The 25132-nt window shown below is 39.6% G+C and carries 24 protein-coding genes; 13 read left to right on the forward strand and 11 right to left on the reverse strand.

Annotated elements, in window-relative coordinates; all coding sequences use genetic code 11:
• The first annotated feature begins 23 nt into the window (after nt 1-23).
• The 7 genes from JN11_RS14245 to JN11_RS14275 all read left to right on the forward strand — a co-directional run bounded on the left by JN11_RS14245 (nt 24) and on the right by JN11_RS14275 (nt 8821).
• Nucleotides 24-1439 carry an oligosaccharide flippase family protein gene (locus JN11_RS14245; RefSeq protein ID WP_144913596.1) on the forward strand — a complete coding sequence of 472 codons (1416 nt, stop codon included), beginning with the start codon at nt 24-26 and terminating at the stop codon, nt 1437-1439.
• Between the two features lie 105 nt (nt 1440-1544).
• Nucleotides 1545-3200, forward strand: a complete 1656-nt coding sequence (locus tag JN11_RS14250; RefSeq protein WP_144913598.1) for a hypothetical protein — start codon at nt 1545-1547, stop codon at nt 3198-3200.
• Nucleotides 3187-4146, forward strand: coding sequence for a glycosyltransferase (locus JN11_RS14255; RefSeq protein ID WP_144913599.1), 960 nt, complete (start codon nt 3187-3189; stop codon nt 4144-4146). Before JN11_RS14250 ends, JN11_RS14255 begins: the two co-directional genes overlap by 14 nt.
• On the forward strand, nt 4143-5219 hold the full coding sequence (locus tag JN11_RS14260; protein WP_144913602.1) for a glycosyltransferase family 4 protein: 1077 nt from the start codon (nt 4143-4145) through the stop codon (nt 5217-5219). Before JN11_RS14255 ends, JN11_RS14260 begins: the two co-directional genes overlap by 4 nt.
• Nucleotides 5216-6352 (forward strand): DUF1972 domain-containing protein, encoded by a 1137-nt coding sequence (locus JN11_RS14265; RefSeq protein ID WP_144913604.1) that lies wholly within the window; start codon nt 5216-5218, stop codon nt 6350-6352. The genes JN11_RS14260 and JN11_RS14265 overlap by 4 nt, the downstream gene beginning before the upstream one ends.
• A complete protein-coding gene (locus JN11_RS14270; RefSeq protein WP_144913606.1) occupies nt 6321-7652 on the forward strand; it encodes an O-antigen ligase family protein in 1332 nt (443 codons plus the stop codon). The genes JN11_RS14265 and JN11_RS14270 overlap by 32 nt, the downstream gene beginning before the upstream one ends.
• 212 nt (nt 7653-7864) lie before the next feature.
• Nucleotides 7865-8821: a nucleotidyltransferase domain-containing protein gene (locus JN11_RS14275; protein WP_144913608.1), complete on the forward strand. Its 957-nt coding sequence runs from the start codon at nt 7865-7867 to the stop codon at nt 8819-8821.
• Between the two features lie 672 nt (nt 8822-9493).
• On the opposite strand, the gene JN11_RS14280 is transcribed toward JN11_RS14275, so the two are convergent.
• The 5 genes from JN11_RS14280 to JN11_RS14300 all read right to left on the reverse strand — a co-directional run bounded on the left by JN11_RS14280 (nt 9494) and on the right by JN11_RS14300 (nt 15392).
• Complete coding sequence (locus tag JN11_RS14280) at nt 9494-10021, reverse strand: hypothetical protein (RefSeq protein WP_144913610.1); 528 nt, start codon at nt 10019-10021, stop codon at nt 9494-9496.
• 508 nt (nt 10022-10529) lie between these two features.
• Nucleotides 10530-11348 carry a class I SAM-dependent methyltransferase gene (locus JN11_RS14285; protein WP_144913612.1) on the reverse strand — a complete coding sequence of 273 codons (819 nt, stop codon included), beginning with the start codon at nt 11346-11348 and terminating at the stop codon, nt 10530-10532.
• The gene (locus JN11_RS14290) at nt 11345-12808 is read right to left on the reverse strand and encodes a B12-binding domain-containing radical SAM protein (RefSeq protein WP_144913614.1); all 1464 of its coding nucleotides are present in this window, start codon (nt 12806-12808) and stop codon (nt 11345-11347) included. Before JN11_RS14290 ends, JN11_RS14285 begins: the two co-directional genes overlap by 4 nt.
• 1 nt (nt 12809) lies before the next feature.
• Complete coding sequence (locus tag JN11_RS14295) at nt 12810-13856, reverse strand: radical SAM protein (protein ID WP_144913616.1); 1047 nt, start codon at nt 13854-13856, stop codon at nt 12810-12812.
• Nucleotides 13857-13889: 33 nt separating this feature from the next.
• Complete coding sequence (locus JN11_RS14300) at nt 13890-15392, reverse strand: B12-binding domain-containing radical SAM protein (RefSeq protein WP_144913618.1); 1503 nt, start codon at nt 15390-15392, stop codon at nt 13890-13892.
• A 272-nt stretch (nt 15393-15664) separates the two neighbouring features.
• Here JN11_RS14300 and JN11_RS14305 point away from each other — a divergent pair, with 272 nt between their 5' ends.
• The 3 genes from JN11_RS14305 (at nt 15665) to JN11_RS14315 (ending at nt 18840) form a co-directional block, all read left to right on the forward strand.
• The gene (locus tag JN11_RS14305) at nt 15665-16405 is read left to right on the forward strand and encodes a class I SAM-dependent methyltransferase (protein ID WP_144913620.1); all 741 of its coding nucleotides are present in this window, start codon (nt 15665-15667) and stop codon (nt 16403-16405) included.
• Entirely contained in the window at nt 16405-17568 is a 1164-nt protein-coding gene (locus JN11_RS14310) for an amidohydrolase family protein (protein ID WP_144913623.1), read from the forward strand. The genes JN11_RS14305 and JN11_RS14310 overlap by 1 nt, the downstream gene beginning before the upstream one ends.
• 174 nt (nt 17569-17742) lie before the next feature.
• Nucleotides 17743-18840, forward strand: a complete 1098-nt coding sequence (locus JN11_RS14315; protein ID WP_144913625.1) for a glycosyltransferase family 4 protein — start codon at nt 17743-17745, stop codon at nt 18838-18840.
• Here the strand turns inward: JN11_RS14315 and JN11_RS14320 are convergent.
• From JN11_RS14320 to JN11_RS14330, 3 genes are all read right to left on the reverse strand, one after another.
• The gene (locus JN11_RS14320) at nt 18816-19895 is read right to left on the reverse strand and encodes a glycosyltransferase family 4 protein (protein WP_170227757.1); all 1080 of its coding nucleotides are present in this window, start codon (nt 19893-19895) and stop codon (nt 18816-18818) included. The genes JN11_RS14315 and JN11_RS14320 overlap by 25 nt on opposite strands.
• The gene (locus tag JN11_RS14325) at nt 19888-21552 is read right to left on the reverse strand and encodes an ATP-binding cassette domain-containing protein (protein ID WP_144913629.1); all 1665 of its coding nucleotides are present in this window, start codon (nt 21550-21552) and stop codon (nt 19888-19890) included. Before JN11_RS14325 ends, JN11_RS14320 begins: the two co-directional genes overlap by 8 nt.
• A gap of 158 nt (nt 21553-21710) precedes the next feature.
• A complete protein-coding gene (locus JN11_RS14330) occupies nt 21711-22250 on the reverse strand; it encodes an OmpA family protein (protein ID WP_144913631.1) in 540 nt (179 codons plus the stop codon).
• A 184-nt stretch (nt 22251-22434) separates the two neighbouring features.
• Here JN11_RS14330 and trmB point away from each other — a divergent pair, with 184 nt between their 5' ends.
• Complete coding sequence (trmB, locus tag JN11_RS14335) at nt 22435-23082, forward strand: tRNA (guanosine(46)-N7)-methyltransferase TrmB (protein ID WP_144913633.1); 648 nt, start codon at nt 22435-22437, stop codon at nt 23080-23082.
• A 9-nt stretch (nt 23083-23091) separates the two neighbouring features.
• The gene (locus tag JN11_RS14340) at nt 23092-23424 is read left to right on the forward strand and encodes an MGMT family protein (RefSeq protein ID WP_144913635.1); all 333 of its coding nucleotides are present in this window, start codon (nt 23092-23094) and stop codon (nt 23422-23424) included.
• Between the two features lie 2 nt (nt 23425-23426).
• Here JN11_RS14340 and JN11_RS14345 read toward each other — a convergent pair whose 3' ends face one another.
• From JN11_RS14345 to JN11_RS14355, 3 genes are all read right to left on the reverse strand, one after another.
• On the reverse strand, nt 23427-23795 hold the full coding sequence (locus JN11_RS14345; protein ID WP_144913637.1) for a hypothetical protein: 369 nt from the start codon (nt 23793-23795) through the stop codon (nt 23427-23429).
• A gap of 88 nt (nt 23796-23883) precedes the next feature.
• A complete protein-coding gene (locus JN11_RS14350) occupies nt 23884-24249 on the reverse strand; it encodes a VOC family protein (RefSeq protein ID WP_144913639.1) in 366 nt (121 codons plus the stop codon).
• Nucleotides 24249-24626: a VOC family protein gene (locus JN11_RS14355; protein ID WP_144913641.1), complete on the reverse strand. Its 378-nt coding sequence runs from the start codon at nt 24624-24626 to the stop codon at nt 24249-24251. Before JN11_RS14355 ends, JN11_RS14350 begins: the two co-directional genes overlap by 1 nt.
• A 202-nt stretch (nt 24627-24828) precedes the next feature.
• Here JN11_RS14355 and JN11_RS14360 point away from each other — a divergent pair, with 202 nt between their 5' ends.
• The gene (locus JN11_RS14360; RefSeq protein ID WP_246139012.1) at nt 24829-25122 is read left to right on the forward strand and encodes a carboxymuconolactone decarboxylase family protein; all 294 of its coding nucleotides are present in this window, start codon (nt 24829-24831) and stop codon (nt 25120-25122) included.
• Nucleotides 25123-25132: the final 10 nt, after the last annotated feature.

Here is a 25132-nt window from a genome sequence, read left to right on the forward strand (position 1 = left end):
ATAACAATGGTAAACCTTAAACAATGAAAAAATTACTGATCCGTAATTTTTCGGTAAATGCCATTCAGCTAGTTGTAAACCAGGTTTTAGGTCTGGGTATATTTTATGTGTTATCAACCGGGCTCGATAAAAACAGTTTCGGGCAAATTAACCTGGCGCTGGCAGTGCTGCTGGCCGGGTTCAATATTTTATCCTTTGGGATTGATCAGCTGGTTATTAAAAAAATTGCTGCCGGTGCCAATGCATCAGTCATTGTTTCCATTTACATTTTTCATGTACTGATTGCGGGTCTGGTTTTTTATGGGATACTGATTGCCGGTTATTTCGTTTTGCCGCATGTTAATCAGCTCTATAGCTTGTTGCTGTTAATTGGCATTGGTAAGCTGATGATCTTTTTTTCTACCCCATTTAAGCAGGCAGCCAATGGATTGGAACGCTTTAAGCTGATGGCATACATGCTGGTCATATCAAATATTATCCGTTGTGGGGGTTTAATTATACTGGCAATAAGCCATGTGCTGAGTTTACACAGTATTGTGATTATTTTTATTACGGGAGATGTTACCGAACTGCTGTTCTGTGTGTTTGCATTTAAACTGGGCACACAAATTTCCCTGAGTTTAAAATGGAATAAAAGAGATTACAGGAATTTACTTACCGAGGCCCTGCCACAAACCGGTGTGGTACTCATTACTTCGGCATTGGCCCGGTTTGATTGGATTTTCATTGGGTTTATGGTATCGGCAGTGAAATTGGCCGAATATAGTTTTGCCTACAAAATTTATGAAATATCCACCCTGCCGCTACTGGCTATAGCGCCATTGCTTATTCCCCGGTTTACAAAAATGGTTCAGCAACAAAACATAAGGGTGGCCGAATTAAAAATACTGGTAAGGGGTGAAATGATTATTGCCGCATTGGTAGCCTTAGTGTTAAATGTTTGCTGGAGCCCGGTTATTGATGGCATTACAGCGGGCAAATACGGACTAATAAATGTTAAAACCATTTTTATTTTAACCCTGTGCATGCCCTTTTTATACTTGAACAATTTTTTATGGACGATATATTTTGCCCAGGGAAGGTTAAAAATGATACTGAGTTCTTTCATCATCACCCTATTGGTAAATGTTATCGGTGATATTATACTGATCCCCTTTTTTAAGAATGAAGGCGCAGCATTTGCTTTTTTAGTTTCATGCGTTGTGCAGGTTGTTTATTATTTAAAAAAGAATGATGTTGCCGGGCTCAATCGTCTGTGGCAACCATTGGTGCTATGTATTTTATGTGCGTTGTTAGGCGGCTTTATAGCTAAAATGCTATTCGTAAATGTATGGTTAGCTTTACCTGCAGCTATCCTTATTTATCTAATCTTCCTGGTTATCACCAAACAAATAAAACTATCCGACAGGCAATACATCGGTCAGTTCTTCCATCAATAATTCCCCCTTTTAAATTCAGGCAGGCAACCCTTTCAATTTTTGCCCCGTAACGGATATAGGAATCAACAGAAAATTTGATTTCCTGTAACCACTAATTAATTGCGGATGATAACCAGCATTGCCGGATTTAACTTAAAAAAGCTACTTAACAAGGTGGACTGGAAGCTGCTGCTCTTTTTAATGCTTTTTTTAAATGTTAAGCTGGTAGTAAAAATCCCTGCAATCATTATTATTTATTTGCTGCAGTTTAATTTCAGGTTTGGCTTCAGTTTTAAAAATTCAAGACTGCCGCTTTTTTATGTGTTGATTGTGGTGCTTGCCTTTTTCGGTTTGCTGATTAACGGCAGCTACCATCAGCCACATTACATAGCTGTTTTTTTAACGGGGATTGGATTTTGGTTACTCTGCCTGCTGGCTGTTCACCAAATAAAACTTTCGGTTGAGCGGAATGATGTGGAAACATTACATAGCACCGTATTGGTGTTTTTTGTGATTAATGCCGTTGTTTCCTTTTACAATATCGGCATCATCATTCACGAAATTGGCACCATTAACCCATACCGCTACCAGGGCGAATACCAGAAATATTTTATTAGTACCGGCGATTATATTAAGGGACTAACCTTTGATATTTCAACAACCAATGCGGTTATAAATGCTTTTGGGGTTATCTATTTTTTGAGCCGCAAAAATGCCGTAATGGTATTGGCTTGTATGGCCGTATTGTTGCTCACCGGCAGCAATTTTGTAAACCTTGCACTGCTCTCTATTCTTGGTTTTTTATTCATTTTTAAAAGTACCCGCGATCAAAAAAGCCTGATAGTAATATGCCTGATGTTTCTGGTTATTTTTTTGGTGCAGGTATCCCCGCAAAACAACAAATATGTAGGCGAAACATTTAAGGATATTATCCACCCACCCAGGCCCCCGTTTGCAAGTAGGGTGATAGCGCTAAAAAAAGATAGTATCCCCACGCCTGAAGATATCAAAAGAAAATTTGCCCAAAACTATTTGGATAGCATAAAGGCTATACGCAATAAAGCAGCAATAAATAAACATACTTACCCCGAATTACCGGGGGTAATAAAAACGGAACAGGGGCGCATACTTATTCCGGTTGCTGATATTAATACCAGGCCATATCAAACCCCAACAGATACTTCAAACGAGCAGCGATTGTTGCTGGCGTTTATTGATAATCATAAAACTGTTTTAGCCCTATCGGGCAGGGATACTTTCCAGCCAGGGGGATTACCCGGGAAGGCTATAAGCTTGCTGCAAACGGTAAAGTTTTTACAGCATCATCCGGCTAAAATTATTGCAGGGGATGGGATGGGTAACTTTTCGTCAAAGCTGGCCTTTAAGGCTACAGGGCTTGGTTTTAATGGCGGCTACCCGGCAAAGTATGCCTACATCAACAATGATTTCCTGCTAAATCACCTGGATGTTTACCTGAACTTTTTCAGCAAGGCATCGGGTTTACATTCATTAACCAATAGTCCGTACTCGGTTTATGATCAATTATTGGCCGAATATGGCTTGGCAGGCTTGCTGGTTTTTGTGATTTTTTACCTGGGCTTTTTTGCAAAGCACTACAAAAAACTCACCTACGGCATCCCGCTGTTGATGCTGTTACTGGCCGTTTTATTTATCGATTACTGGTTTGAGCAGCTATCAGTCATTGTGTTTTTTGAATTACTCTTATTACTCAATATTAAAGAAACCACTAAGCCCGCTACTATAAATTATGCACTTCAATAATCCTAAAGTTACTGTTTTAATGCCTGCTTATAACGCAGCTAAATACATAGATGATGCCATAACATCTGTGCTGACACAGTCATTTACTGATTTTGAGTTGTTGATTATAAATGATGGCTCAACAGATGAAACAGAAAAGATCATCCGCTCATATCATGATCAGCGTATTGTACTGATCAGTCAGGAAAATAAAGGGGTAGCGGCAGCACTTAACCTGGGTTTGGCCCATGCACGTGCACCTTACATAGCCCGCTTTGATGCGGATGATATCTGCTATCCCAATCGTTTAAAAGTACAGTACGATTTTATAACCACTTATCCCGAATACAGTATCATAGGCTCTGCCGTTGATTACATGGATGCTGAGGGTCATTTTATTTTCACCCATCATCCGGAAGGGCATTTGAATGAGGAGATTCAGCAATTAAAATACTCCATTTGTCCTTTTATACACTCCAGTGTTTTTTATAAAAAGGATGTAGTGGTTAACACTGGCGGCTATAATGAGCATGCCTATACTTACGAAGATCATTTTTTATGGGTAAATATCCTGAAAAATGAAAAGGCCTGTAATTTATCGCATCCCTTAATCAAAGTAAGGCTTAACCCGGAGTCCATCACCATTGATGAAAAATGGCGTACGCGTAAGTTTAGATCGATAAAATATTCAACGCTTAAAAAACGGAGTATCACGGCATCTGAGGGGAGCGAATTATACCAGATTGGCGGCAAACAATTCTCGGCCAAAATAAAAGAAGGTTCTTATTATGCCCTGTGCGGTAAAAAATTTCTGCTCAATAATTATCAGCCCGAAAAGGCGCGGTTAAATATGGTGCGGGCCATTGCCCTGCATCCTTTGAGGCTGGATAACTACCTGCTGTATACTATAAGCTATTTCCCCGAGAGGTTTATTGCCTGGTTACATAAATTGAATTCAGGGTCATGAAGGTAGCATTGATAACCCGGTCAACCTCATACAGTACCCCCGGTGGGGATATGGTGCAGGTGGAGCAAACTGCCCGGCAACTTAACCGGCTGGGCGTGGACGTGAGGATTCATTTATCTAACGAGCGGATAGCTTATGAAGATTATGACCTGCTTCATTTCTTTAATATCATTCGCCCGGCCGATATTCTTTATCACTATAAAAAAGCTAAAAAGCCATTTGTGGTTTCCACAATATTGTGCAGCTACGGTGAGTATGATAAATATCACCGTAAAGGAATTGGCGCCCTGTTTAGCTTTTTACCATCGGATAGTATTGAATATGTAAAAACCATTGGCCGGTGGCTTCTGGGTAAAGATCACCTGGCCAGTATGGATTACTTGTGGAAAGGTCAGCGTAAAGGCATTAATGAAATCTTGCGGAAGACCACTATGATATTGCCCAACTCTGAGTCGGAATACCAGCGTGTAATTCGAAACTATCCCTGCAAGGTTCCCTACAAAGTGATACCCAATGGTATTAGTCCTGAGCAATTTCAGTTTAATGCTACTGTGAAGAAAGAAAAAGACCTGGTGATCTGCGTAGCCCGGATAGAAGGCCGGAAAAACCATTTGAACCTGATAAAGGCTTTAAATAATACCCGGTTCAGGCTGTTGATTATCGGTACGTACGCTCCCAACCAGTCCGCTTATTATAACGAGTGCCGCCAAATTGCTGCACCAAATGTGGAGTTTTTGAGCCGTATTCCGCTTAATGAGCTGGTAATATGGTATCAGTTGGCCAAGGTGCACATTTTACCCAGCTGGTTTGAAACCACCGGACTAAGCTCTTTAGAAGCAGCCGTAATGGGCTGCAATGTTGTAATTACCGACAAAGGAGATACCCGCGAATACTTTGGAAACGATGCCTTTTACTGTGAGCCATCAAACTCCGAAAGCATTTTAAATGCTGTGGAAGAAGCCAGCAAGGCCCCTTTGAATGAACATTTACGCAATAAAATATTAGAACAATACACCTGGAAACAGGCGGCATTGCAAACATTAAAAGCATATCAATTAGCAGCCATAGCATGAAACTAAGAGTAGCAATTTTAGGTACCAGAGGTATCCCGAACCATTACGGTGGTTTTGAACATATTTCGGAATATGTTTCTGAAGGCCTGGTTAAAAGGGGCCATTCGGTAACGGTTTATAATTCGCACAATCATCCTTATAAAGAAGCCGCCTGGAATGGCGTAAGGATACGCCACTGCTATGATCCCGAATATTTAATAGGTGCTGCCGGGCAGTTTGTGTACGACTTTAATTGTTTGATGGATGCCCGCAAACGGAAGTTTGATGTTATACTGATTATGGGTTATACCAGCAGCTCTGTTTGGGGCAGGTTATATCCATCAAAAAGTACCATCATCACCAATATGGATGGGCTGGAATGGAAAAGATCAAAGTACTCGCCCAAGGTGCAGCAGTTTTTGAAATATGCCGAGCATCTGGCAGTAAAATACAGCAAGTTTTATATTTCTGATTCGCTGGTAATTAAATCATACCTGGCTGATAAGTATAAGGTTGATAGCTGCTATATTCCGTATGGTGCTGATTTGTTTTCAGAAGCGGAGCGTGAGCAGGTGAGTAAGAGTGATGCCATGAAGGAAGATTATTTTTTATTGATGGCGAGGATGGAACCGGAGAACAACATTGAAACCATTTTAGATGGATTTAATAACAGCAACTCACAAAAGAAATTCAAGGTGCTGGGCGATACCAGTAACCGTTTCGGCCAATTCATTACCCATAAATTTAAAAATGACGACCGTATAGAATTTAAAGGGTCAATTTTTGATACGGCAAAGGTTAGAGCAATGCAGAACAACTCCTACCTGTATTTTCATGGACACAGTGTTGGCGGCACCAACCCGTCGTTATTAGAGGCTATGGCCAGTGAGGCACTTATTGCGGCACATAACAACCCTTTTAATAAATCGGTATTGAGTACAGATGCCTTTTACTTTTCTGATGCCAATGATGTACGCTCGCTGGTAGAGAACGTGCAGCGCCATGAAACAGAAAAAACAATGGTTAACAATAACCTGCGCAAAATAAAATACCAGTTTAACTGGGAGCGGGTTATTGACCAGTATGAAAAGTTTATTTTAGAGAGCCATTATAACTTGAGCCATGAACCCCGGATTGTTTTCAGTGAAGGATAGTTTAGCTAATAAAATAAGCTATTACCATTTAATGCTATTAATGGCCAGTTTACCTTTCGATAGGTTTTACAGCCATTTAATACTGGGCAGCTATGCATTGCACACGCTTATCCATTTAAAAAAGGATGATTTTAAAGCTGTATTTAAATGGCGCACGCTGGTATTGCAGTCGGTGTTTTTTATTACCGTTTTGGCAACGGTTTATAGCCTTAACAAACCGGCAGGCTTGGGCGAATGGGGCAAACAAATAGTTGTTTTGCTTTTTCCGGTGTTTTTTTGCCTTAATCCGCTTAATCTGAATAAGTATAAATCAAGCCTGCTGCTGTCATTTGCGCTGGTTTGTACAGCCACTATAGTTTATTTGTATGCCGATGCTTTTGCAACCATAAAACATTATGGCCTGCCGCTGAAAAGTATTTTTTCGGGAGCGTTTACCAATCATAATTTTTCGGAGCCGATAGCCATGCATGCTACCTTTTTCTCGATGCAGGTAGTGGTTGCCCTGGTTTATATTTTATCGGTTTTGGTAAAAGAACCATCGACCTATAAAAAGCTGGCTTATGTTTTTTGTGGATTGATTTTAACAGGCGGACTTATTCAACTTTGCTCAAAATCAGTATTTATTGCGCTCATGATTATTATCAACCTGGCGGTACCTTACTTTTTATTGCAAAAAGGGAAGCGGTTAAAATACATGGCTGTATCGGTTTCCTTATCGTTGATAATGGTAGCCGGGGTATTATATTCGGGCGCATTCAGGGAGCGTTTTGTGAGCGAGTTAAAGCTGGATATGAGCAAAGCATCAGCTGATGAAACCAATGACGGACGTTTAGCCCGGTGGAAAGTAGTAGCCGGATTAATAGCCCAAAAACCCATTGCAGGTTATGGCTCGGGTACTGAAGTAGCCCTTTTGCAGGATGCGTTTTTTAATCATAAACTTTATAACTCTTATTTAAACCGGCTTAATGCCCATAATCAGTATTTAAGCCTGCTGCTTAAGTCGGGCATAATTGGTTTGTTGATCTACCTGGCAACACTAGCCTTTGGCTTTAATATCGCCCTAAAAAAGAAAGATTTATTGTTTTTTACTTTTATGATGCTGGTAAGCGTAGTGTGTTTATCAGAAAATTTGCTCGATGTAGATAAGGGAATTTGCTTTTATGCCTTCTTCTTTTCGTTCTTCCTTTTTTCGAATGAAGGGCATGGTGAAGATAGTGTACAGCCTTTTGCTGCTCCTTTACAAAGCAATAAACAGTCTTCAATATCTGAAAGCGGAGCTGTGCTTTTAGGTGTCAATTAAGGTGCTGTTAATAAGTGGTTTAATTGACCTAATTATTTGTGTGTGCGGGCAACCAAAAGGCAGATTGATCCGTCATAATTATAGGTTTAATAACCAGGATTAAAATAAATTTTAATTGTCTTACCCGGTCCTCTCCATCGGAGAGGATTTGGGCGAGGCTTATTAAACGGACCTATTTTAAACTATTGGGGCTAACGATAAATAACAGTTAAATGCAAAACAGATCATATCCTTTAATCAGTAACAACTTGTCAGAAATTAAAGAAAACATATTAGCAACACTGGCCTATTTCGACATGTTTAATTACCCTTTAACCAGGGCCGAAATTTACCTGTTTCTGAAAAGCAAGCATCACTATGAGCAGTTTGAGGATGCTTTGCGGTGTTTGCTGAATGATACGGTGATTCATCAGTTTGATAGGTTTTATACGTTAAAGAATGATCATAACACTATATTAAGACGCAACGACGGCAATAAGAAAGCCGCTGAGCTGATAAAGGTTGCCGAAAAGGTTGGCGATTTATTGATCCGCTTTCCATTTGTGCGGGGCATTGCCATTTCGGGCTCGTTATCTAAAAACTTTGCTGATGATGAATCAGACATCGACCTGTTTATTATTACTGAGAAAAACAGGCTCTGGATTGCCCGTTCTATTATGCACTGCTTTAAGAAACTTACTTTTTTAATTAATAAAGAGCACCTGTTTTGCATGAACTATTATATTGACATGCAGGAGCTGGAGATAAAGGAGCAGAACATTTATACTGCAATTGAAGTAGGCACCCTGATACCACTACAGGGCGATGTGATTTTTGAAAAGTTTTATGCTGCCAATACCTGGACACGCGAGTATTTGCCCAATAAAAATATGCGGATCTCATCGGCCAAACCTGTTAAAACTTCAGCATTTAAAAGCCTGATGGAGCAGGTGCTTAATTTTATGCCAATAAACTGGCTGGATAATTTGCTGGAACGGATTACTGCCGGCCGCTGGAAGAAAAAAACAGTTCTGAAAAAGCTAAACAGTCACGGTGTAATAATGGGGATGCTCACCGGTAAACACTATGCCAAACCCGATCCGGTAAACTTTCAGAAAAAACTGCTTACCCGGTACAATAACAAAGTAGCCGAACTTTTGCATAATTATGGGCATAGTTTGGCGCATTAAAACTGTTTGGACTTAGATTTATAGGATTTGCAGAATGAAAGGAATTCTTAACGTGATATTCTGGAAATTTCAAAATTCTGAAAATTCGGGTTCAGACAATGGATGTGATGCTGTACCCCGCCATGACGACGGAGTTTGAGGTTTTGTAACGCCTGTAACACCCCGTTACAGGCGTTACAAGTGTTACAAGAAATTGCTTGTAATCAGTTTCAATATCAATGGCTATTGTAGTATCAATATTAGAAACATTGGAAACATTTGGAAACACTTGTTTCTAATGTTTCTAAATGTTTCCAAATTGAAAGGGGCTTATTTATTAAAATACCTAATCCTCTATAATAATTATATTATCTATTGATATAAAATATTATAGCCCAATTCTATTAACCTTTTTATAAGTTATCCTGCATACTCTCCACTACGTCCTTGCGAGGAACGAAGCAATCTCTACGCTCTGCAAGTCAATGGAGACGGCTTATTTCAATTAACTTAATTCCGCGTGCTGTTGATTGTCCTCTGTAGAGATGGCTTCGTTCCTCGCCATGACGCAGGGGTTTGAAGGTTTTGTAGTGCTAGGTTATTCCTCTATACTCTCCACTACGTCCTTGCGAGGTACAGCTCGTGCCGAACTTGTTTCGGTAAAGCAATCTCTACGTAGGAGGGTTAATAGATTTAAATATTCTTAACGTTATTTTTTTTCACTTTGATAGAAGCATATTTTTGCCGATAGCACTCACTTTCGATTTCTTCAACTTGTCTTTTCGTTTCTGGATCATCAGAAGATTTAAGGCCGTTTAGAAGCTCTTTTACTTCAGAAAAATATTTATCGTATTTAACAACGCCTGCGCCTATGTCCTTTTTTCGATATACGTTAAGAACCCACAAGGAGGTCATTTTTTGATCTTCTGATTGATTGTAGGAGGCTGCTAATCTAAGTGCCCATAAAAAAGGGACAAAATTCTTAGCATCCTTTTCATTGTTATTATCATCTTTTTCAAGACTAAAATAAATGCCTTTCATTGCATTCCTTTCCAATTTGCCTAAACTTTTTGATAGATCAAAATATTCTTTTCCAATGACTGTTTTTGTTAATGCAAGCTGTATGCTATCTGTTTTATGCTGTAAAATGTTTAAAGCTTTTGATAGTGAATCGACTCTCCCTATTGATGGGTAAATAAGTTTTGAAGTCTGTGGTGTCATGGATTAGGTTTATATTTTATGAAAGTAAATAAATATAATATTAAAATAGATTATTGGATTAATATTCTTAATCTACACAAGCTTTTCGTTTCATTGATTGTCCTCTGTAGAGATAGCTTCCCCGAAGCAAGTTCGGGACAGGCTGTACCTCGCCATGACGTTAGGGGTAACAGGCCTTGCAAGTGGTGTTTGCTTGCTGGTATTGGTAATTGTTGCTAATCTGTTTTATTAATACCAATAGCTATTGTAGTAGCAACACTAGAAACATTTAGAAACATTAGAAACAAGTGTTTCTAAATGTTTCTAATGTTTCTAATTGCTGGCAATTGAAAAGAACCTGTCTCAACTCCCTTATTCCTGCGAAAGAGATTCTTCTGCGGATGATTGGGAATAAATAATTTGTAATGGAGGATGATTTTGTAACGCTTGTAACACTTGTAACGGGGTGTTACAGGCGTTACAAGTGTTACAGCCGTTACAAGAATTATGTAGTTGATAGGTAGAAAGATTATTTCTTCTCCAGCGAAATAATATAATAATCACCGATATACTTCCAGGGCCATTTGGATTTTAGCTTGTCTTCTTTAGCCTTTAAAAAGGAATATGCTTTGGGGTGCTTCTCTGCAAAGCCTTCAATGTATGATGGGGGTACAATGGTGCACAAACCTTCAACACCTAATACCTTAAATTGGCCCTTTAAGCGCTCAATAATAAACGAAGGATTATAGTACCAGCACTTAAAATACGTGCCTTCTACATGGGCGGTGATGCCCTTGCTGCTGAAAAGTCTTCTGAATGCGGTGCGGAACTTCCCTTTAAAAATAAGCAGGAACTCCCACAAACAAAATTGGGGTAATATTACCAGCGTTACTCTGCCGTTTGGTTTCAATAAGCTGTGGAATGAAGCTAATACCTTGTCCAGTTCGCCGGTGCAGTTGAGGCCCGCAAAGTTGGAGAAAATATGATCGTACGGGCCTTTGTTTAAAAGCTCATGCAAATGAGTAAAGGAGCACAGTTCATTGCTCACTCTTGCCTGCATGCCGTTGAGCTCCATTTTTTGTTTAAGCTGCTGCTGCATCCCGGTAGAGACATCAGTTGCATGCACCCTGTGCCCTTGCTGTGCAAAGAATAAGGCGTCCTCGCCCGTGCCGCTGTTTAGTTCGAGTATCAGGCTATCAGGAGCTAAATATTGCAATACATGGCTCCGTACACGGTCGCGTTTGTAGCTAACAATGGTGTTATCAGCATAAATGGCATCAAAAATTACCGACTGATTGGTAAATGCTGCTTCGGCCAGTTGTTCGTTATGGGCTAATGCGGCTTTCATTGCGCACCCTCCAGTTGTTTTAATTTAAAGCCTTCAACCAGTGTGGCCGGGGCATGATAAAAAACCGACAATGCTTTCCGGATGCTTTTTAAGTTAGTACGCAGCGGATTCTTCATCAATTTAACCAAACTGTTTTTTGCCAGGTGTTTATGGTAGTTTTGATGCACATAACGGTGCAATTGTTTATAGTACGATGGCGGGAAGGTGTTATGAAACATCAGCGCCATCTCGTCAGAGTCGGTCCAGTTGGTTTTTTTCTTCAGATCGGCCTTTACCCTTTCATAAAACAGGGTGCCTGGCAGCGGGTATGAAACGGATATGCCTATCTCAAAAGGCAGCAGCTCATTAATCATGTTAATGGTTAGCTGAATATCCTCCTTTAACTCGCCGGGATAACCAAACTGGATAAAGAAAGATGGTTTAATCCCTTCTGCTTTCATCAACAGGGTAGCCTTACGGATCTGATCAACCGTGATGCCTTTGTCCATGGCGTCCAGTATTTTCTGCGAGCCGCTTTCGGCACCTATCCAAACATTTTGGCAGCCGGAAGCTGCCAGGGCATTTACAGTTTCCTCATCCTCCAAAAGATCGGCCCTCGATTGAATTTTAAACCTGATGCTGATATCGTCCTGTTCTAAAAGCCTGGCGAACTCTTTAACCCAGCCCGGTTTTAAGCCAAAAATATCATCGCAGAACCAAATATGGTCCATGTTATACAATTCCTTCAGCAGCTTTATTTCGGTAACCACATTAGCCGCACTGCGGGAGTTGTACCTATTACCATAAATGGGCTTGGCGCACCAGTTACATTTAAAGGGACAGCCGCGGGTGGTGCTCATATTGAGGGAAAAATACCCACTGCTTTTTAGCCAGCTGTCGCGGTATTTGGGTATATCAACCAAATCCCAGGCAGGCAGGGGCATGCTGTCCAAGTCTTTTAAAACCGGCCGGCCGGGTGTTTTAACAATCTTATCATCTTTAATATAGGCCAGTCCCTGTATGGTGGAGTAATCTTTATTTCCGGTTTGGATGTAATTGGTTAGCTCCAGCAGGGTATGCTCAGCTTCGCCGATAATCACAAAATCGGCACCTTCTTTCAGGTATTCCTCGTAACGATCGGTTGAGTCGGAGCTGGAAACAATAACGGTGCTGCCTGTTGCCCTGGCAATTTTGCTCATGCTGAAAGCAGCTTCGCGCATATTAGTGAGGCACATTTTGGTGAGATAGTTAAAGCCATCATCATAAATCACAAAAAAATCAGGATTGCTTTGCGTAATTACAGGGATAACCTCCTCGGGGTCGCTCGAAAACATGGTGTCGAATAAAGATACCTTGTAATTGTTTTCTCTCATTAATGCAGCCGCATACAAAGTGCCCAACGGCGGATATGGCTGCCCCAGTTGCCATTGTTTGGGATCAAACCGTAAAAAATATGAATGGCTAAAAAGGATACTTTTCATACTATGCAATTTTTGCCAAAGGCGATAGGTTTAATGAACAAACACATTTTACACAGGTATCATTAACACCCATATTGAGCGTTTGCCTGAAACGGATAGCTTCCTTGCTGTTTAAAATATTATCTAATGATGAATGATGGATGTTACCGATTACATCATGAAAAAAGCATGGCCGTACGCTGCCATCGGCTTCAACAACGGTTGATACCCAGGGGGCGTTACATTTTTTAAAGGGGAAAGGGTTTAGCCCGTAAAAGGCTGCGTAATACTGGTAAATCTGCTGTATTTTTTCGGGCGACTCGGCAATAAAACCTGAACTGAAATCACTTTGATTAGCGATGATTTTCATCACTACTTCCAATAATTCGGGAAGCTCTTTTTCTGATATCAGTATCTCGTGCTGTTTGGGTTCTTCCCAGGCCATCTGGCGGTTAAAAGCATGACTGCTTACATCGGCGGGCAAAAAGCTAACCTGGTCAATGCCCATTATTTTAGCTTCATTAATAATGCTTTGCCAGTTTCTGAAGTTAAGGCGATGGATTACCGTGCGGGCAGTAATTTTATAATCGGGCTTTATGGCTTTAATGTATTCAACGCCCTCTCTCAACTTATTAAATGCACCCGGAATATTCCTTATGGCATCATGCAGGGGTTCATCGCCGTCTAAAGAAACCACCATATCATCTACCCATTCCAGTATCTGTTCTGCATATTTTTTGACGGATAGCCCGGTAGTAAGCAGCGATATTTTTATGTTTTGTTTTTTGAGGATAGCGCATAGCTTAAAAAAGTTGGTATTGAGCAATGCTTCACCGCCAGACATGGCCACCTGCTGCGTGCCGAACTTTTTTAGCGCCGCCATTAATTTGCTTACATCATGTTCGGTAAGTTGTTTCAGGTTTTTATTGTCCTTCCAGATATCGCACATTACGCAGCGGCAATTGCAGGCACTATGCGGCATCAGGATTACTACCGGTAATGCCGAAATTTTGTGCGTTTGCAAAGTGCGGTAACGCTTGTATGTTTGGTATAATGCAGGCAGGGCCATAGTATTATTTTTAACGAAATATGGGGAGGAAATTTAGAATCCCTGTATTTCAGGCTGGCGGTATCGCCACACCTTTTGCAATAATTTTATTTCGTAAGGGTATTGATATAGATTTACTCTATATCTTAGTCCGGCAATTATTTGTATTGCTTTTCTCTTGATCATGTTAAGGCGGATGTCTGTAACGGTTGGGTATACGCCATTCAATACCGTTTCAAAATTCCTGATCTTGTCAATCATTTCGGGCGTTAGCCAGGGTGTTAAAGGGTTTTTCCTCAGGTCGAAACTTTCCCATGCCGGGCTTATCCAATCCTCCAGTGTTTGTGGAAATTTAAAGCCACTGGCCAATACCTGGTTGTACATTTCTGAACCTTCGGTTGGCACAGGGCTATAGGTATAGATAATGATTTCTGTTTTGGGATTTACATGCTTTACCTTTTTAATAAAGTCAATCTCAAAATCAATCTGCCCTTGTACCTTTTCAGGCGTAGGTGCAGGTGTTCCCAATACAAATGAATATTCCGGAATGATGTCAAACTTTTTCAAACGTTCGGCAAATTCAATAATCTGGTTGCCGGTTTGTGTGCCGCCTTTGTCCATCTGGGCCAGTACTTCGTTGTTGCCACTTTCGGCACCAAAAAATATAATCTTGCAACCAGCTTCGCGAATGGCAGCTAATGATGAGTCTTTAAACTTGCTCATCGTATCAATACGGGCCATTCCCCACCAGGTCATGTTCTCATCCTTTATCAGCCTTGAAAATTCAACCGCACGTTTTTCTGATACGAAGAAATTATTGTCATGAAACTCAATGGCATCGGCACCCCATTTGTCTTTGATGTATTTTACATCCTTATACACGTTTTGGGCCGATTTTCCTTTCCAGCGGGCCTCGTAAATGGGCACTACCGCACAAAAGGAACAGGTAAAAGGACAGCCGATACTGGAGTGATAAGCCAGTGTTTTTTCGCCCAGATAAGTCTTTCCTAAAAACTTGGTGATAGGATAAAAGTTGTTCAGCTTATCATAAGGCAATGGCGGCAATGAATCCTGGTCGAGCAGGTCTTCTTTTGCATTTTTAACAATTTGATTGTTTACTCCTTTATAGATCAGGTTTTTGATGAACTCAAAAGGATGGCCATGTTCTAAAGCATCAATCAAATTAGGGAAAGCATTATCGCCGGGGCCGTTTATAATAAAATCAACATAGCCCGAATATAATACCGCATTGGGTTGATTAGAGGGAAAATAACCACCCCATATCATGGTGGTATAAGGGAACTTTTCTTTAATTGATTTTGATGCCAGTATAGCCTGCCTTAATTGAGGGCCAGGCATAACAGTAAAGCCCAGGTATTTAAACTCGCCTGTGTTTAAATAGCTTTCTATCTTTTTTATCGGGTCGGCTTCACAGTTGCCATCAACAATTACCCATTCGTATTTCCCATCAACCGAGGCGGCAATGTTTAATATGGAATTGGGGATCCTGTATTTATTTATTGCGCTTTTAGGATTAAACAGTAAAATCTTATTCATCTTTTTTATTGCAAAGTAAATTGAGCACTAAAATATCCGCGATACCGGCGGGACTTAACCCACCGGTACTTACCCACTACGCGGAGACACACAATGGCCAAACCCAAACTCATAACCATGTATGTTAAACAAATACTCATTAGTAATTACGCCCCCTAAAATGTAATGGTTGCCTTATGGGTTAAATAAATTAGCAGAGCAACCTTTATGTTAAATGAATCGTAGTTTATATTGATAGAAAAGTCATTAATCACCTTTAATAAGTAAATGCAGTGATCAATACCATAAAAAAATACATTAAACAACATGTTTCCGGTTGGGCGGTACAGGACAGGGGAGTTGTAGAGGCCTATGATATCTGGGCCGAAAATTATGATGCACAACCCGGCAACCTGATGCTTGATTTTGACGCCATTTTGTTTGCCAAGCTGATGCGGAATATTGAGCTTGCTAACAAAGTGGTTGCTGACATAGGCTGCGGCACAGGCAGGCACTGGCCACAAATATTTGACCAGTCGCCATTAGTGTTAACTGGGTTTGATGTTTCTCCGGGGATGCTCAATCAATTAAAGCAAAAGTATCCGGAAGCCAATACGCACGTTATTACCGATAATTATTTTACAGAGATTGAAGATCATGTTTATGATGTGATCCTCTCAACCTTAACGGTTGCACATATTGAAAATATTGAGGAAGCATTGGAAGCCTGGTGCAGGATCTTGAAGCAGAAAGGAGAGATCATTATTACCGATTTTCATCCTGATGCTTTAGCCTCTGGTGGTAAAAGAACTTTCAGGCATAAGAACATCCATATTGCAGTTGAAAACTATGTTCACAAGATTGATACAATTAAGGACATTCTTTTGAGTAAGGGTTTTTATATTTTTGCCGAAGAGGAAAAACGGGTGGATGAAACGGTAAAGCATTATTATCAGCAGCAAAATGCATTGCATGTTTATGATAAGTTTAAAGATTTTCCGATTATTTACGGGCTGCACTTCAGGAGGGCGTAATGACCCTTAATAATGTATTACCGGTAGGTGGCGATGAGCAGGTTAATATTCTTATTAACAATGGGAAAGTAGCGGATGTATCATCAACAGAAATGGTTGATACTGTGGCATCTTTAAAATTAACCTTTGAAAGGGCAATGGTTTTTCCGGGATTGATTAATTCACATGATCATCTCGATTTTAATTTGTTCCCTCAATTGGGCACAATTACTTACAATAATTATACTGAATGGGGAAAGCACATTCATGAAAAATATAAGGCAGAGATTGCTGCTGTGCTTAAAATTCCTGTTACCTTGCGTGCACAATGGGGTGTTTATAAAAACCTGTTAGCCGGTGTTACCACGGTTATTAATCATGGTGAAAAGCTGGGCATTGCAGATGATATAATTACAGTTTTTGAAGAAACGCATTGCCTGCATTCGGTGCAGTTTGAAAAGGGATGGCGTTTAAAGTTGAACAACCCTTTTAAAAAAGCACTTCCTGTAAATATCCACACAGGTGAAGGCAATGACTGGTTATCATGCCATGAAATTGACAGGTTAATTAAATGGAACCTGCTACGAAAAAGACTGATTGGCGTACATGCCGTAGCGATGACGGAGCACCAGGCAAAGAAGTTTGATGCTATAGTATGGTGCCCTGAGTCAAATTATTTTTTGCTGAATAAAACAGCAAGAGTTGATATTTTAAGACAGCACACCCCTATGCTGTTTGGCACTGATTCAACACTTACCGGTGACTGGAACATGTGGAACCATTTACATATTGCCCGGGAAAGCCGGTTATTAAACGATGAAGAAATTTACCGGAGCTTAACGGTTAGTGCTGCAAAAACATGGCAGTTAAACAGCGGTGAAATTTTACCCGGCAAAGATGCGGACATTGTTGTGGCCAGGGTAAAAGAAGGGTTAACTGGGTTTAATGCCTTTTTTGCGACTCAACCTGATGATTTGCTGCTGGTTATGCATAAAGGAAAGATCAGTATGTTTGACGAAAGCTTGCTTAAGCAATTTGATGAAACTGCGTTGAAAAATTTTAGTAAAATATACATTCATGGGGTTGGAAAATACGTTAAAGGTAACTTGCCTCAACTAATTGAAAACATTATAAGATATTACCCTGAAGCAAAATTCCCTGTAAGTTTAACTAAGTCGGTTTGACCAATGTCTCACTCTAACGTTGTTTTTAAAAAGTCGAAATCTATGTGCTGATGGAAGGTAGATTGTTAATTGGTGAAAAATCAGAGAATGCATTTCTTCGTTTCATCATATTAGTTTTTTACAGTTTTTGCATGGGGCCTAAGAGTAAAGGTCATTTATTAATCTGAAACAATTATGAAATACGTTTTTGTTACTTATCATTACTCACCAGGCTTCACCTCACCACAAAGTTGGTTTAAACGAACCGAGATGTATTCAGGGGTATTAGAATCTTTGGGGAAAATGCATACGGTAATTAATGTGGTACAAATAGATTATGTGGGGAATGTGACCTATAATAACGTTGATAACAGATTTGTGAATTTTGATAAAAAGAAAACCTATTTCCCATCTAGGTTACATCAATATGTTAAAAGTTTAGCTCCTGATATAGTTTTTATACAGGGGCTGCACAATCCTTTGCAGGTAATACAATTAAGGCTGATGTTGAATAAAAGAACCCGGATAATTGCCCAGCATCATGCCGAAAAGCCGTTTCCGGGTATTAAAGGCAAAGTGCAAAGGCTTGCTGATAGTTGTATTAATGCTTATTTATTTGCATCACATGGTATCGGTGCCGAATGGGTAGCAAAAGGCAATATTTCGTCGGCGAAAAAGATACATGAGGTTATGGAAGTTTCCTCTTTGTTTTATCCAGATAAAAATGCAGCGTCAAAATTAAATATTAAAGTATCGGGCAATCCTATGTTTTTGTGGGTTGGAAGACTCAATGCCAATAAGGATCCGCTTAATGTAGTAAAAGCATTTTTAAAGTTTGCCGAAAGCAATCCCGGTGTACATCTTTATATGATTTATCATACTGATGATCTGCTTAATGATATAAAGATATTGTTGGAAAAGTATGGAGATAATAGTCCAATCACATTGATTGGTAAGGTGCCGCATGATGAGTTATTATACTGGTTTAATAGCGCCACTTTCTTTATTTCAGGCTCGTATTATGAAGGGAGTGGTACTGCAGTTTGCGAAGCAATGTCATGTGGTTGTATTCCCATTGTAACCGATATCCCTGCTTTCAGAATGTCAACCGATAACGGAAACTGTGGATTATTATATGAAGCAGGCAATGAACAAGCGCTGTTGGATGTGCTTGAGCAATCTAAAACACTGGATATAGAAGATAAGAAAGCTAAATCATTGGCCTATTTTAAATCCACACTTTCGTTTGACGCCATTGCGACTCAAATTCATAAAGTTTCAACATCACTATAATCAATTTCATCGGCAAAAAGGCTGATGATGTTTTTGGCAACCTTTTGGATGGGAAACATCAGCACCGGATCATGCCCCGGCCTGGGGCTTTGGAGGATAGCTAAAGACTCTTTTTTCATTTCACTCCTATTTTTTACTACATAATGATGCCGGTAATTTTTTGCCATCGGTTTACAAAAAGAAACTACGTGCGCGCCGGCATACAAAGCTTCAGCCATTACCGATCCGAAGCCCTCATAATTTGAAGTATGTAAAAAAACTTTGGAGCGTTGCATCAGCTCAATCACTTCTTTGTGGGGCAACTCACCAACAAAGGAAAGATTGTTAGTTAAATTGAAAGAGTTGGCCATTGTTTTCAGCGTTTCCATTTCCGGACCTTTGCCGCACAGCACCGCTTTAATATCGGGGATATGATCTTTTAAAAAGCCAACAACTTCAACCAAAATGGAGTATTGTTTAAGCGGAATCAGTGAGCCTGCTCCTAAAATGTCAATATCTCTTTTAATGTGCCCCTTTTTAAACATAGTGGTATCAATCCCTACCGGGACAATATTTGCCGGTAATAAGCCATAATTACGCTGCACTGTTTCAGCTATAAAATCAGATAAGGCAATCAATGAACCGGCCCCGGGCTTTATCCACTTAAAATATTTGTTTCCTTTTTTGGCATCCTGACCCAGCAGCCAGCTGTAATGCTTCAATCTGTGTGATTTGGCAAAATAATGGCCCACAAAAGCACATTCGCCCATCCAGAAACTAAGCAGTCCGACAGGGTGATATTTGTTATTTAGCTTTGTTAAAATACGCCATGTTTTTATCCAGGTAATGCCCCTTAGAAATTGGCCATTATCTTTTCCGCCAATTGGGATTACTTTAACCCCATGCCATTTATATTCGCTTGAGGTAAAAGGATAGTGAAGGCTTACCACAATTATTTCTAATCCCGGGCAAATTTCCTTAAGTGCCTTTACAAACAGTTGCTGGGGCGGTATGCAGGTAGTATCAGCTTCATTTGCTGGGAAGCCGGGTGTAAGGATAACTAATGTTTCAAGCATATGCTCCATCTAACAAAACCACCTTATTGCAAAACGACAAACTATTTTTATTGTGTGTGATCATGATAATCATTTTACCCATTTTAGCCAGCAATTCGAGCTTTATTAAAATTGTTTTTTCTGCGGCATCATCAACTTCACCAAAGGGTTCGTCCAAAATCAAGACATCAAAATCGTGGTACAGGGCCCTGGCTAACATTAATCTTTGGCGCTGGCCGCCGCTTATATTTTTAGCGTTTTCGGTGAGTATTTTATTTACGCCTTCCGGATATTGTTTAATAATATCGTCTATTCCACAAAAGGAAAGTGCTTTAGTTAATTTATCTTCATCATACTTGCCTTCTGTAAGTATGATGTTTTTTAAAATAGAATCATTTATAAAAAATGACTGCTGTTTAACATAAGCAATGCTTTTCCGGTAACTTTTTCTACCGTTAATATCAACAGGCATATGATTTATGGAGATGGTTCCGCTTTCCTGCTCCAGAAAACCAAGCAGCAGATTAATAATAGTGCTTTTACCCAATCCTGAAGGCCCTGATATACCCACAAAATCGCCGCGGTAGGCTTCAAAACAAAAGTTGTTTAATATTTGCTTATGTCCGTAATTGAAATTGACCTGGTTAAATTTTATGGAATCGATATAAGTTTCAGCCGAAATTGCCTCATACGGAATTGCTGCATTATTGGCCAGATCATTAACGGTAAATTCATAGGTTTTGATTTGACCTGCGCTGTTTAATATTTTAACAATTCCGGGAATGATTTTGTAGGATGCGGCCATAAAAACTCCGATATCAAGCAAGCCGATGGCGTGATTATTTGCTGCCCATTTATTAATGGCCATGAGTATCAGAAAGCCAAGCACCGCAAAAACCTCTATCAGTCGCGATGGTAATCCCTGCAGGGTTTGTTGGGTGGCAATATAATCGTTCAGTTGTTTTTGGTAACGATAATACCGGGTGGTAAAAAAGTCATTTTTATTATAAACATTGCTTTCAACATAGCCGGATAATGATTCTTTTAGATATTGGAGCGTGAGCTGGCTGGTTAATTTTGAATTGCTGCGTATATCTTTCAGCTTCTTCTTAATAAAATATCCCAGCAAAACCACCGGCGGTAGCAGCAGCAGAAATAAGGAAAGGAACAAGGATGGATGGTAAAACAGTATGCCAATTACTGTAAACAGGATCAATGCTCCTTGCGAAATAATCTGCTGGATATTGGTTAAGATATAGTTGCTGAATTCAATAGGCTGCTGGCTTATTTTACGGATATAAACAGACGAATCAACGTGAACAAACTGCTGGTAATCATCCTTTAAATAATGCTGTATGTTCCGTTTTGATAATCGCGAAGCAACCGCATAGAAAAATATGTTTTGTGATTTGGTGATGAGATAGCCCACCCAGTTTTTGATAGCATAAAACACAAAAAAAATGCTGATGAGCAGCAATGAATTTTGATTGAACAGGGATGATAAAAAGGTATGCTTGTCAGCGCGGTTACCAGTGTAAAAATTGATAACAAAAAGCAAAGCCCCCAGGAATGCTATATCCAGAATGCCGATAAACAGATCGAGCAAAATTTGGATACACAGCCTTACTTTTTCCTTGCGGATGAGTATGCTTAAAACTGTTTTAATTAAGTGTTTCAAAATGCTATTGTAATGGCGGCTTTATGGTTTAAAAGCTTTTACAATAGGTTACGGCAGTTATGGAAGTTCAGTTGCCTGAGATAGAAATATAAATGCGCTTATTCAATTGAGATATTTAACCGGCATAAACAATTATGCCTATGCCGGTTTTTAGTTTTTTAGTTTTGCTTTTTTATTTCAACACGACGGTTAATTACCCTGCCGGTATCGGTGCTGTTATCGGCAACTGGATTGTTTTCGCCATAACCGTTAGCCGTTAAATTGCTGATGCTTACACCTGAATTTACCAGGTATGCTTTTACCGCATTTGCCCTATCAACAGATAATTGCATATTATGGTCGGCAGTACCTTCGGCAGATGCATATCCACTTAAGGTAAATTTAACTGTCGGGTCAATTTTCATTTCGGCAGCAGCCTTGTCCAATATCGGGTATGATGCCGTTTTCAGAACGCCTGAGTCAAATTCAAATTGAATATTGCTGAAGTTATAGTCAGGAGCCGGTGTTGGCGCTGGGGCAGGTGCAGTTTCAGTAGCGGGTTCAGCTTTCGGTTGTTCTACAGGAGCAGCAGGAGCAGGTGCCGGGGTTTCTGCAACAGGTGCTGGTTTTTCAGCAAGCTTTTTTGCTTTGCAGGCATTTAAAGCAAGTAATGCAAACAGAATAATAGAAGGGTAGAAGGCAGATCGGATCAGTTTCATAATAAATAAGTGAGTAATTAAATGATGTGGTAATTATACAAATCAAAACGTAACCTCAAAATGATTATTGCAAAAATGACAGAAGTTTAAAATTTTGAACAGTTCATATCCGTGTAAATGTGCTAAGAAATCTATCCTCCAATAATTTCCTTAAAACACTATTTTTGCACTTTAATTATTTTAAGTGGGAAAAGACAAATTAAGGCGCTTTGCGGAGATAGATACTTTTAGTAACGTTTTACAATTAGATGCAGGCAAAGAGTTTAAAGGAAAGTGGAGCAGCAGTTTTTTTAAAAATGATAATCCTTTGGTATTAGAGTTAGCCTGTGGAAAAGGCGAATACACCGTTAATCTGGCTACTCTGTTTCCGGATAAAAATTTTATCGGGATTGATTATAAGGGTAACCGGATTTGGCGTGGGGCTAAAACCGCATTGGAGGATGGCGTAAACAATGTAGGTTTTTTGCGTATCCAAATAGAAACCCTGCTAGATTATTTTGCAAATGACGAAGTTGATGAGATTTGGATCACCTTTCCTGATCCTCAGCCTCAAATAAGCCGCGAGAAGAAAAGACTTACCTCGTCACGCTTTTTGGATATGTATAAAGTGGTTGTAAGGCCAGGCGGTTTCATCAACCTAAAAACAGATAACGACGACCTGCACGCCTATACAGTTGAAAAAATAGAAGAAACAGGCTTAAATCTGCATGTCAGAACAGAAGACCTTTATCACTCTGAATTTGCTGATGAGGTTTTGTCGATAAAGACCTATTACGAAAAGAAATATCTGAAAGACAATAAAAACATTAACTATCTTAAGTTTTCTTTTTAATGCAACTGAATGAAAGATGATAACTTTTTTGAACGGGTTTATGAAGTTGTCAGGCTTATTCCACCGGGCAGGGTAACTTCTTATGGCGCTATAGCAGCTTACCTGGGTACAAAAGGATCATCAAGAATGGTGGGTTATGCCATGCAGGCTTGTGGTAAGGCTAATCCTCCTGTGCCCGCTCACCGGGTAGTTAACCGGCAGGGTTTGTTGACTGCAAAGTTTCATTTCGGTGGTAATTTAATGGAGCAATTACTGGAAAGCGAAGGCGTAAAAGTAATAGATGATCAGGTGCAGGATTTTAAAACACTATTTTGGGACCCCTCTATTGAACTGGCGTTATAGAATCAGGTAGTTTCAACTTTTTTATGATGAATGCCTTTATAATCGGTAAACAGCCAGGTGAGCAAAATTACCGTTCCAAATATTACGTAAAACAGTTTCCCTTCTGAATTATTGCTGAAAAGCGTGTAAGCAATCACTATAAGCAATACACCCATCATTAGCTCAATACCACTGTGTATGGTTAAAGGAATAAATTTAAAAATCCCCAATTTGTATTCTGTACAAATAGTAAGTAATAAATGTATTATTCCTATAACATAAGTAAAACCCGCTAGTAGTCCGGTAAAGCCAAATGTAGCCGGTGAAGTCAGCAGAAATACTACAACCAGGTAATCAATTAAACCATGAATAGTTGGAGAAATGAACTTCATAAATAATAATATTTAGGTGTATGGTTAGATACGGAATGCCATGCGTTACAGTTCTCTAAAATACTATTTTTCAAATCAAAATAAAAACTCAATCTATTAGCTGCAAAAGCTCCATTCTGTTGCCAAAAGGATCAATAAAAGCAAATCTTGTACGACCGGGAATTGCAGGTTCTTCGGTTATTTCAATATGGTTTTTTTGAAGATGCGCCCTTGCAGCAGTAATGTCAGCTACTTCAAAAGCCGTATGCCTTATGGACCGGCCCTTAAAAGGTTCAACCCCAATGTGCAATTGGATATTGCCAATGTTTAACCAATAACCAGCGGTGCTGAAAAGATGATTGGGCCGGTCAATCAGTTGCAAGCCCATTACGTCAGTATAAAAGATCTTCGCTTCTTCTAACCGCTCCTTGGGGACACAAATGTGGATATGATCCGCACGTATAAAATCAATCATTATTCGTCTTCTGCAAAGGTTAGCACATAGTTATTATTGTCCAGTATGGAAAATTCAGTGGCCCCGTAAAAAGTAGTTTCCAATGGTTTAAGTACAGTCACTTTTTCGTGTATCAAACCAAAAAACTCCCTGATCTTTTTTAGTTTGATATACAGGAGTAAAGAGCCTCCATTATGACGGTTGATGTTTGGCAGTTCATCGCCCAAACTTTCAAAAGTTTGAAACATAAAGGTAACATCGCCATTAACCATCATGGCCCAAACAAATTCGGTTCCAGTTTCAGGAACGGTCATTGCTACCTGAAAGCCTATCGATTTATAAAAATCAATGGTTTCGGCAATATCATTCACAAAAATATTGGGGGATAAGCTTTCCATAGTTTTCAATTGTTAAGTAAAAGTATTTTTTTATTTCGGGATTTAAATGTTCTATTTCGGATTTTTATACACCAAATTTTATAGTTCAATTTGTAAGCTTGATGGTGCTTTAAAGAGTTATCATTACATAACATTAAATCAATATTATATGTCCCTTATAGAAGAATTTGAATCCTATCGAACCAAAATGAACGACAGGATAATGGAAACCGCGAACACCAACATCAAACGTTTCTTTGCGCTGGATACCACTACCTATGCCGACGGAGCGCTTGATGTAAAAACCAAAGAGATGCTTGGGCTTGTAGCTTCCATGGTATTGCGTTGTGATGATTGCATCAAATACCATTTAGGAAAATGCCACGAGGCGGGCGTCAATCACTATGAGATGAACGAAGTATTTATGATTGCCAATTTGGTCGGCGGATCGATAGTTATTCCGCATTACCGCCGTGCTGTTGAGTACTGGGACGAGTTGAATGAAGTTGGCAGTTAATAGTGTACAG

The organism is Mucilaginibacter frigoritolerans (genome assembly GCF_007830615.1).
GTDB lineage: Bacteria > Bacteroidota > Bacteroidia > Sphingobacteriales > Sphingobacteriaceae > Mucilaginibacter > Mucilaginibacter frigoritolerans.